This window comes from Streptomyces sp. rh34 (assembly GCF_002551245.1).
Classification (GTDB): domain Bacteria; phylum Actinomycetota; class Actinomycetes; order Streptomycetales; family Streptomycetaceae; genus Streptomyces.
Genome location: NZ_NTGZ01000289.1, coordinates 1 through 9025 on the forward strand (window position 1 = coordinate 1; position 9025 = coordinate 9025).

8 protein-coding genes are annotated in these 9025 nt (G+C 74.7%); all 8 read right to left on the reverse strand.

Translation table 11 applies throughout. The features are described 5' to 3' along the window. Positions 1-55: 55 nt before the first annotated feature. Positions 56-1165, reverse strand: coding sequence for an amidase (locus tag CR470_RS32640; protein ID WP_097871076.1), 1110 nt, complete (start codon positions 1163-1165; stop codon positions 56-58). Between the two features lie 39 nt (positions 1166-1204). Next, positions 1205-2662, reverse strand: coding sequence for a penicillin-binding transpeptidase domain-containing protein (locus CR470_RS32645; protein WP_097871077.1), 1458 nt, complete (start codon positions 2660-2662; stop codon positions 1205-1207). Continuing rightward, positions 2659-4038: an FtsW/RodA/SpoVE family cell cycle protein gene (locus CR470_RS32650; protein WP_097871078.1), complete on the reverse strand. Its 1380-nt coding sequence runs from the start codon at positions 4036-4038 to the stop codon at positions 2659-2661. Before CR470_RS32650 ends, CR470_RS32645 begins: the two co-directional genes overlap by 4 nt. A gap of 177 nt (positions 4039-4215) precedes the next feature. Further along, on the reverse strand, positions 4216-4716 hold the full coding sequence (locus CR470_RS32655) for an SH3 domain-containing protein (protein WP_097871079.1): 501 nt from the start codon (positions 4714-4716) through the stop codon (positions 4216-4218). A gap of 92 nt (positions 4717-4808) precedes the next feature. Further along, on the reverse strand, positions 4809-6179 hold the full coding sequence (locus CR470_RS32660) for a sensor histidine kinase (protein ID WP_097871080.1): 1371 nt from the start codon (positions 6177-6179) through the stop codon (positions 4809-4811). Then, positions 6176-6889, reverse strand: a complete 714-nt coding sequence (locus CR470_RS32665) for a hypothetical protein (RefSeq protein WP_097871081.1) — start codon at positions 6887-6889, stop codon at positions 6176-6178. The genes CR470_RS32660 and CR470_RS32665 overlap by 4 nt, the downstream gene beginning before the upstream one ends. 159 nt (positions 6890-7048) lie before the next feature. Beyond that, positions 7049-7366: a zinc-ribbon domain-containing protein gene (locus CR470_RS32670; RefSeq protein WP_097871082.1), complete on the reverse strand. Its 318-nt coding sequence runs from the start codon at positions 7364-7366 to the stop codon at positions 7049-7051. After that, a partial coding sequence (locus tag CR470_RS32675) for a PBS lyase (RefSeq protein WP_097871083.1) occupies positions 7363-9025 on the reverse strand: 1663 nt, incomplete at its 5' end. The genes CR470_RS32670 and CR470_RS32675, both read right to left, overlap by 4 nt.

The following is a 9025-nucleotide window of genomic DNA, read 5'->3' on the forward strand; positions in this document are numbered from 1 at the left end:
TCGTCCCGCCCCCCCCGCCCCGCCGCTCCACTGCCCCGCCGCCCACTCCCGCCCGTCAGCGCCGCCCCGCGGTGGGCGGCATCGGTGCGGCGGGCAGGGCGTCCTCCACCGCGCGGGCCGCGGCGAGCAGCCGGACGTCCGCGCCACGCGCCGCCGCCAGCTGGAGCCCCACCGGGCAGCCGTCCCCGGTGAATCCCGCGGGCAGGCTCGCCGCCGGGTGCCCGCTCAGGTTGAACGCCCAGGTCAACGCCGTGGAGTAGAGGCCCCCCGGGCCCTCGTGGCCGTGCGGCCGGTTCGGGGTGGCCGGGGTCAGCAGCAGGGCCCCGCCGGCGAGAAGCGCCTCCAGCCGCTCGTCGTTCGTCCGCCGCACCCGCACCGCCTCCGGGTCGTCGGGCGACCCGCCCCGTACCGCCGTCCAGGCCCCCACCGGGTCGAGCAGCGCGGCCTCGCGCCCCAGCAGGCGTACGGTTCCCGCCGCGACGAGGCGGTCCACCGCCGCCCGGACGACGGCCGCCACCTCCGGGTCCACCTCCGCGAATCCGAGGTCCTCGCTGTACACGGCCGGCAACGGCAACAGCGGGGCGGGGGCGGCGTCCGGCGCGCCGCCGTCCAGCACGTGGCGCAGATACGGCTCCGCCGCCGCCGCCGACCGGGCCAGCACCCCGGCCGAGGCCAGCCCCGACCGGTCGGGGGAGGGGAGCAGCCCGTTCGTCGTCTTCAGCCCGAACACCCCGCACCAGGCGGCCGGGATACGCACCGACCCGGCTCCGTCGCTGCCCGTCGCCAGCTCCGCCATCCCCGTCGCCACCGCGACCGCCGACCCGGCCGAGGAGCCGCCCGGAGTACGGTCCGCCCGCCACGGGTTGACCGTACGGCCATGCGCTCCCAGGCCCCAGGTCTGCCAGTGGGTGCCGGGTCCCGGCACCGAGGCCGCACCGACCGGGGACCCGCCCGCCGCGATCAGCCGACGCGCCGCGAAGGACCGGATCCCGGAGGGGCCCTTCACCGCGAACGGCATCCCGCCCAGGGGGAGTCGCCGCGCCACGGCCTCCCGCTCGCGGGCGAGCGCCTCGTCCGGCCAGACCTCGATGAACGCGTGCAGCGCCGGGTCCAGCCGGCCGATCCGCTCCAGGGCCCGCGTCACCGCGGAGGTCGTCCGTGTCATGGGACCCAGTCTGCCGGTGCGCCCCTCCGCGCGCCCCGCCTACTCCTCCAACGCCGCCTCCATCACGGCCCGGGCGATCGGGGCCGCGCTGCCGCCGCCGCTGATGTCGTCCCGGTCGGCCGCGGCGTCCTCCACGACCACCGCCACCGCGACGGCCGGGCGGCCGGAGTCGGGGGCCTGGGCCCAGGAGATGAACCAGGCGTACGGCAGTCCGGAGTTGTCGACGCCGTGCTGGGCGGTGCCGGTCTTGCCGCCGACCTTCACCCCGTCGATCGCCGCGTTCGACCCGGTGCCGTTCTCCACCACGTCGACCATCATCCGCTGGAGCTGGACGGCCGTCGACGGGCTCATCGCCCGCTCGTACGGATCGGACCCCTGCTGCCGGACCGTGTCCCCGTCGTTCGTGGTCACCCGGTCCACCAGATGCGGACGGCGCAGATCCCCGCCGTTGGCCACCGCCGAGGCGACCATCGCCATCTGGAGCGGGGTCGCCGTCGTGTCGAACTGCCCGATCGAGGACAGGGCCAGCTGGTCGTCGCTCATCTCCGTGTCGAAGTTGCTCCTCGCCACCCCGGACGGGATACGCAGCCCGGTGTCGTTGAAGCCGAACCTCTCCGCGGCCTCCACCATCCCCTCCAGACCGACCTCCACCCCCAGATGGGCCATCACCGTGTTGCAGGAGACCCGGATCGCGTCCGCCAGGGACGCCTGCGCGCAGCCTCGCGCCTCGTCCGGCAGGGTCGTCCTCGTGCCCGGCAGGACGTAGGGCGACGGGGTGTCCGTGGGCGCGTCGGCGTCCGTCACCGCCCGGGCGTCCAGGGCTGCCGCCGCCGTCACGATCTTGAAGGTGGAGCCCGGCGGATAGGTCTGCCGGATGGCCCGGTTGAGCATCGGCAGACTCTTGGCCGCGTTCAGCCGGTCCCACGCGTCGGTCACCGCGGAACCGGTCCCGGACAGCCGCTCGGGGTCGTACGAAGGGGTCGAGACCAGCGCCAGGATCTCGCCCGTCGACGGATCCAGCGCCGCGACCGCGCCCCGCCGCCCGCTCAGCCCGTCGTACGCGGCCTGCTGCATCGACGCCCTGATGGTGGTGACGACATCGCCCCCGGGCTGCCGGCCCCGCGTGAACTCGTTCCAGAAGGGCAGCGGCGCCAGCAGGGAGTCCGTACCGGACAGGACGGAGTCCTCGGCGTTCTCGATGAGCGTGGTGCCGTACGTCTGCGAGGCGTATCCGGTCACCGGCGCGTACAGCGGGCCGTGCAGGTAGGTGCGCTCGAAGCTGAGCTGCTCGCCGGTCTCCTTGCTGCCGGTCACGGGCCGGTCGCCGACCAGGATGTTGCCGCGCGGCTGGTCGTAACGGGCGATGGTGGTGCGGCGGTTGGCCGGATTGCCGTCCAGCTCGTCGGCCTCGAAGAGCTGGACGCGGGCCGCGTTGACGAGCAGTGCCACCAGCAGCAGCAGACAGAAGGCGGCGGCCCGCCGGATGTAGCGGATCACCGGTCCTCCTCCACGGCAGTGGCGACGACCCCGGTCCCGGCCTGCTCCGGGTGGGGTCTGCGCGAGACGTCGCTGACCCGGATCAGCAGGGCCACGATGATCCAGTTGGTGACGACGGAGGAGCCGCCCTGTGCGAGGAACGGCATCGCCATCCCGGTCAGCGGGATCAGTCCCATCACCCCGCCCGCGATCACGAACACCTGGAGCGCCAGGATCGACGCCAGGCCGATGGAGAGCAGCCGCCCGAACGGGTCGCGCAGGGCGAGCCCGGCCCGGTAGCCGCGCGCCACGAGCAGCGCGTAGAGCAGGAAGATCGCGGTCAGCCCGCTCAGCCCCAGCTCCTCGCCCGCGGTCGCCAGGATGAAGTCGGACTTGGCGGCGAAGCCGATCAGGATGGAGTGGCCCGCGCCGAGCCCGGTCCCGAGCATCCCGCCCGCGGCGAAGGCGAACAGCGACTGGGCGAGCTGACTCGGCCCCTGCCCCGCGTCGATCGATGCGAACGGGTCCAGCCAGTCCTGCACCCGGCTGTGGACGTGCGGTTCGAAGGAGCCGACGACGAAGGCCCCGACGGCGGCCAGGAGCAGACCGACCGCGATCCAGCCGGTCCGGCCGGTCGCCACGTACAGCATGATGACGAAGAGCCCGAAGAACAGCAGCGAGGTGCCCAGATCGCGCTCCAGCACCAGCACACCGACGCTCAGCAGCCAGATCGCCACGATCGGCCCGAGCACCCGGCCGGCGGGCAGCTGCAGCTTCCCCACCGTGCGGCCGGTGTACGCGAGCGCGTTGCGGTTGGCGGCCAGATAGGCGGCGAAGAACACCGCGAGCAGGATCTTGGCGAACTCGCCGGGCTGGAAGGAGAGTCCACCGATCCGGATCCAGATCTTCGCCCCGTTCACCGCCGGGAAGAAGATCGGCACGATCAGCAGCGCGAGCGCCGAGGCCACCGAGAGATACGCGTACCGCTGGAGCACCCGGTGGTCGCGCAGCAGCACCACCACGGCCGCGAACAGGGCGACGCCCAGGGTGGACCAGACGAGTTGGGTGGGCGCGGCCTGGTCCCTCGGGGTCTCCAGATCGAGCCGGTAGATCAGCACCAGGCCGAGCCCGTTGAGCAGGACGGCGATCGGCAGCAGCAGCGGATCGGCGTACGGGGCCCGGAAGCGGACCGCGACATGGGCGAGCAGGGCGAGCGTGCCGAGCCCGGCGCCGTACCCGGCGACGTCGGGGGGCACGGCGCCGTCGTGGGCGAGGCCGACCGCCGCGTAGCCGAGGACGGAGATCAGGACGCCCCCGACGAGGAGGGTGAGCTCCACCCCGCGCCGCTTGGGCAGGCGTAGCTCGGGCGGGGGAGCGTCCGCCGTCGTTGCGGTCATGCCCCGCAACGTAGCAAGAGGCGCGCGGTATTTCCCTTATGTCACACCTTTCGGTGCCCTTCCACGCCCCTCTGCGCCTCCGTTCATGCCGGCGCCCATCGGACAGGCGCCCGCCCGCGGAGCCGACGGCGACACGGCCGGGCTCCACGGGCGGGCGTTCGTGCGGGTGACGCGAGGTCAGCACCACTTCGGCGCGGCGCCGATGTTCTCGATGTAGCGGGCCGAACCCCAGGCCCAGGTGCCGTCGGTCAGCAGGTACCAGCGGTTGTTGCCGTCGACGTTGTCGCCCGTGGTCTTGCAGAAGATGTTGACGATCTTGCCGTACTCGACCGAGCCGACGATGCGGCTGCTGCGGGTCGGCTTGTCACGGAGCAGCAGGTACGGCTTGGCGATGACACGTCCCTTGTAGGTCCGCTTCGGTGCCTGGGGGCGCGCCTGGCCCTCCTTCTGCGCCTCCTGGCGGGCCTCCTTCTGCTGCGCCTCGTGCTCGCGCTGCAGGGCCGAGGCGGAGAGCTCGTCGGACGTCGGGTCCGGCGCGGCTGCCTCCGCGCGCTGTCCGACGGGCTGGGGGTCGGCCGCCAGTGCGGCGGGAGCGGCGGCGGTGAGCGCCGCGAGCGTGCCGGTGGCGACGCAGAGACCGAGCCGGCGGAGCCGCGAGGGGCGGGACAGGGGGGACATGCTGCCTCCATGCGATGAGGAAGGGACCGTGGGGGACACGAGCTGGGCTCGTGCTGGTCACGCTAAATTCGCCACACACGGTCCGCAACGCGTCACGTTGTGTGAGGGACGCTCCGGGTTGGGCCGTCCGGGTCGTCCGTTCCGCCCCGACCCCCGTCATCACCGGGGTTCCCGCCGGAATCACCGTCGTCGAGGTGCACGTACTCCGGCAGGGTCATCCGGACGAGCGCCCCGCCGTCCGGCGGATTGTCGAAGTCCAGCCGGGCGCCGATGACCTGGGCCTGGCCCAGGGCGATGGTCAGCCCCAGACCGTGCCCCTTGCCCGCACCGTCCGTGCGGAACCGCTGCGGCCCGCCGTCCAGCAGATACGCCGGGAACCCCGGGCCGTGGTCCCGTACGGAGACCACCGCGCCGTCCACGCTCAGCACCACCGGAGGGTGCCCGTGCCGATGGGCGTTGGCCACCAGATTGCCGATCACCCGCTCCAGGCGCCGCCGGTCGGTCTCCACCCGGGCCGTGCCCGTCACCCGTACCTCGGTGTCGGTGCCCGAGGCCCGGACGACCCGCTCCGCCAGCGGCGCGAGATCGTGGACGGCGAGGTCGACCTGCTCGGTACGGGCGTCGAGCCGGGAGATCTCCAACAGGTCCTCCGTCAGCGCCCGCATCGCCCGCACCCGGTCGCGCACCAGCTCCGCCGGGCGGCCCGGCGGCAGCAGTTCGGCGGCGGCCGACAGTCCGGTCAGCGGGGTGCGCAGCTCGTGCGCCACGTCGGCGGTGAACCGCTGCTCGGTCTGGAGCTTGCGCTGGAGGGTCGAGGCCATGGTGTCGAGCGCGCCCGCCACGATCGCCACCTCGTCCTGGGCGCGGACCGGGCGCGCGGTCCGGGGGTCGTGCACCCGGGCGTCGAGATCGCCCGCGCTGATCCGGCGGGCCACCCGGGCGCTCTGGTGGAGCCTGCGGGTCACCCGGCCGACGGCGAACAGGCCGACGAGCAGGGTGGCGGCGATGGCCAGCAGCGAGGAGCCGACGATCGCCCGGTCGAGGCCGCCGATGGCGCGGGCACTGTGGCTGTAGTCCGTCCAGGTCGCCAGCGCCCGCCCGTCCGCCGGGCCCGCCGCCCACATGGCGGGTCCGCTGCGCGCGCCCGGCCGCCGCGGTCCGTCCGCGACCACGGTGCCCCGCTCACCGCCCGTGGCCAGGGCGCGCAGCGAGGCGGGCAGGCCCGGCGGGTCGATGCCGGACCCCGGGGGCAGCGGCTCCCCGGCCTCGTACGCGTCGGTGACCACCTCCAGCCGGCTCAGCGTCTTCTCCCGGGCCTGTTCGACCGTCTGCCGGGTGAACGCGGTGTGCACCAGGAAGCCGAGGAGGGCGGCCAGGGTGCAGCACATGAGGGTCAGGAACACCGCGGACTTCCAGGTGAGGCTCGCGGTCCAGGAGGGCGAGCGGAACCCGCGGCGCCTCATCGCGTCCCCGGGGAGGACGCGGAGGGCTTCGGGGCCTTCCGGTGCTCGGGCGTCCGCAGGATCTCGTCCCGGGTGGGCAGCATCGCGCGCTGCCGGTCGTCCCACGACCACGCGGTGCGGTACTCGTACCCCGGGATCACCGAGGGGGCCCGCATGATCAGGTCCCGGCCCGCCAGCTCCACGCTGATGACGGCGTCGTAGGTGGACATGATCCGGGTCAGCCGGCCCTCGTCCGGCATGTAGACGCGCAGGGCGAGCTGCCGGTCGGGCATCCGTATGCCGAGGACCAGTTCGTCCCTGCCGTCGCCGGTCAGGTCGCGGTAGTACGGCGGGAGGACCGGGCAGTCGTCCGGGGCGGTCCGGCACGCCTCGATCCGCCGGACCGTGGCGTCCGGCAGATCGTCCAGGCCGCTGTCCCGGTCCGTCTTCGCCTTCAGTCCGGCCTGCGCCACGGTCACCGGGTCCAGCCGCCGCACATCGCCGCCGGTCACCCGGATCCCCGGGATGCGCGCGGTCTCGCCCTCGCCGTAGTCGTACGGGGCGGCGGAGGCGGGCGGCAAATCCGGCCAGAGGCTCTTGGGCTCGACGGCCGACGGCGCGTCCCCCGCGCTCTCCAGCCCGCCGGCCGCGCCGCAGCCGGACAGCAGGATGAGCGCGGCGAGGGCGAACACGGCGGTACGGGGCGCCGCCGGGACGCGGTGCGGGCGCACGGCTCGCCTCCTCTTCGACGACGGACGACACAGCGGTCTCACCCTAATCGGACGACCGTGCGCAATGCCGACGTCGTACCCCGGGGTGACGTCACGCGGCCCCGCTGCCCCGCGGTCGCGGGGTCTCGCGGGGCCGGGGCGGTCAGGAGGGCCGTGGGATCAGCGCTGGTACGGGTTCTGCCCGGGAGGCGTGAAACCGGGCTGCTGCGGGGCCTGGCCGTGGGCGTTGCCGTCCTGCCCGGCCGCGGCCTGGGCGAGCAGCCGGTCCGCCTCCTCCTGGGGTATCTGCCGCTCCCCGCCGCAGAACGTGCACTGCGTGGCGTACTTGGTCGAGAACGGGAACAGCGGCACGAAGAACAACGTGAACTTCGTGACCCGCTTGCGCAGGGTGTGCGCCGCCGGATTGCCGCACCAGCCGCACACCATCGTCAGGATGGCCAGCTGGTGGAGGTAGCCCTTGGTACCGAAAATGATCATGCCGTGCTTCCTTTCCCCGTCCCCCGGAGTGCCCGTCGGCACAGCGCCAGGAGCTTCTCGTCCTCGTGGATGTCGTGACTGCCGTACCCGCCGTCCATCGCGTTGTGACGGCGTACGGAGGCGAGTTCGCTCCGCAGGACGTGTGCTGCGGCCGACCCCTCCGGGACCGGCCCCATCCGTGCCACGCATTCTGCCACCCGGACCCGCACATGACGGCTCCGCTCCCAGTCGGCGAGCAGGGCCTCGGTGGTCTCCCGCGACCGGCCGGTCACCTCCCACAGCGCGATCGCCGCGTCGACCCGCAGCCACAGCTCCTCGTGCGCGAGCAGCCCGCGCAGCCGGGGCGCGACCACCGCGGCGCGCGGCCCGAGGGCCCCCAGCGCCACCGCCGCCGCCCGCCGGTCGTGCACCTGGTGCGACTGGAGGCCCTCGATCAGCACAGGCAGCACCGCCCCGGTGTCCCCGGAGATCGCCCACAGCGCCTCGGCCGCCTCCGTCGCCGAGGCCGTCCCCGGACGGCGGATCAGCGCCCGCAGCTCCGGGACGGCCTCCCGCGCCGCGGGGCCGAACGACCCCAGCGCCCGCAGCGCCGCCGTACGCAGCCACTCGCCCCGGTACTCGGGCGCCCCGCGCAGCACCCGCAGCACCTCGGGCGTCGCCTCGCCCGCCCGCAGTCCGGTCAGCCCGGCCAGCAGCGGGCTCGCCCGGTCGTAGGCCGACTCGTCCAGCTCCACCTCCCCGAGCCTGCGCCGCAGCGCCCCGGCGAGCGGCTGGGCCGCCGCCCCCAGGTGGCCCACCGCGAACCCCACGTCGTGCGCCACCCGTGGCAGCTCCAGCGCCGCCGCCAGCGCGGGCACCGCCCGGGCGTCGCCGAGGCGCGCCAGGGCCTTCACGGTGGAGCCGAGTCCGGGCGGACCGCTGGCCCAGGACTTCACCCAGTCCCCGGGACGGTCGGCCAGCCGGGCGGCCAGGGCGTCGGCGGCGGGCGCGGCGAGGCCGAACAGCTCCTCCAGCACATGGGACGCGGCCTCGGCGAGCCGGGGCTCGGGGTCGGACAGCTGATCGCCGACGAGCGCCACCAACTCCTCGTAGGGGCCGCGCCAGGCCCGTATCAGCCCGCCGCTCATCCGCACGGCGTCGATGCGCTGCCGCCGGTCGGGGCTGCGCAACTGGTCGGCGAGCAGCGCCGTGCGGTCGCCCACCCGGTCGTCGAGGCCGACATGCAGGGTGCGCAGCAGATCCGCGGCCCAGGGAGCGCCGCGCCCCGCGTTCTCCTGCGCGGAGAGCGACCGCAGCTGCCCCACGAGCGTCGGCGTCGCGACCTGCTCGCCCCGACAGGTCTCCGCGGCGGCCACCGGCTCCGGGTCCACCGGCTCCGCGTCGGGGTCCACCGGCTCCGCGTCCGGTTCCCGGCCGGGATCCGGCTCGTCCTCCTCCGGGGCGGACTCCTCCGGCGGGGAACGCATCTCGCGCAGCAGCCCCGCGACCACCGGCACCACATCGCCGGGCAGCCCGTCGGGCGAACAGCGCGCCAGCTGGGCCAGGGCCGCGAGCCGCAGCCCCGGGGAGTGAGCCCGGGACGCCAGTCGGCCCAGCCACTCCGCGACCCGCCCCGCCAGCGGCCGGTGCCGCAGCGCGACCCGCCCGGCGGCTGTCTCT

Bases quoted from the DNA above. Each gene is read 5' to 3' on its own strand.
- CR470_RS32670 (WP_097871082.1), bottom strand. From the start codon at position 7,366: ATGATCATTTTCGGTACCAAGGGCTACCTCCACCAGCTGGCCATCCTG.
- CR470_RS32650 (WP_097871078.1), bottom strand. From the start codon at position 4,038: ATGACCGCAACGACGGCGGACGCTCCCCCGCCCGAGCTACGCCTGCCC.
- CR470_RS32655 (WP_097871079.1), bottom strand. From the start codon at position 4,716: ATGTCCCCCCTGTCCCGCCCCTCGCGGCTCCGCCGGCTCGGTCTCTGC.
- CR470_RS32660 (WP_097871080.1), bottom strand. From the start codon at position 6,179: ATGAGGCGCCGCGGGTTCCGCTCGCCCTCCTGGACCGCGAGCCTCACC.
- CR470_RS32640 (WP_097871076.1), bottom strand. From the start codon at position 1,165: ATGACACGGACGACCTCCGCGGTGACGCGGGCCCTGGAGCGGATCGGC.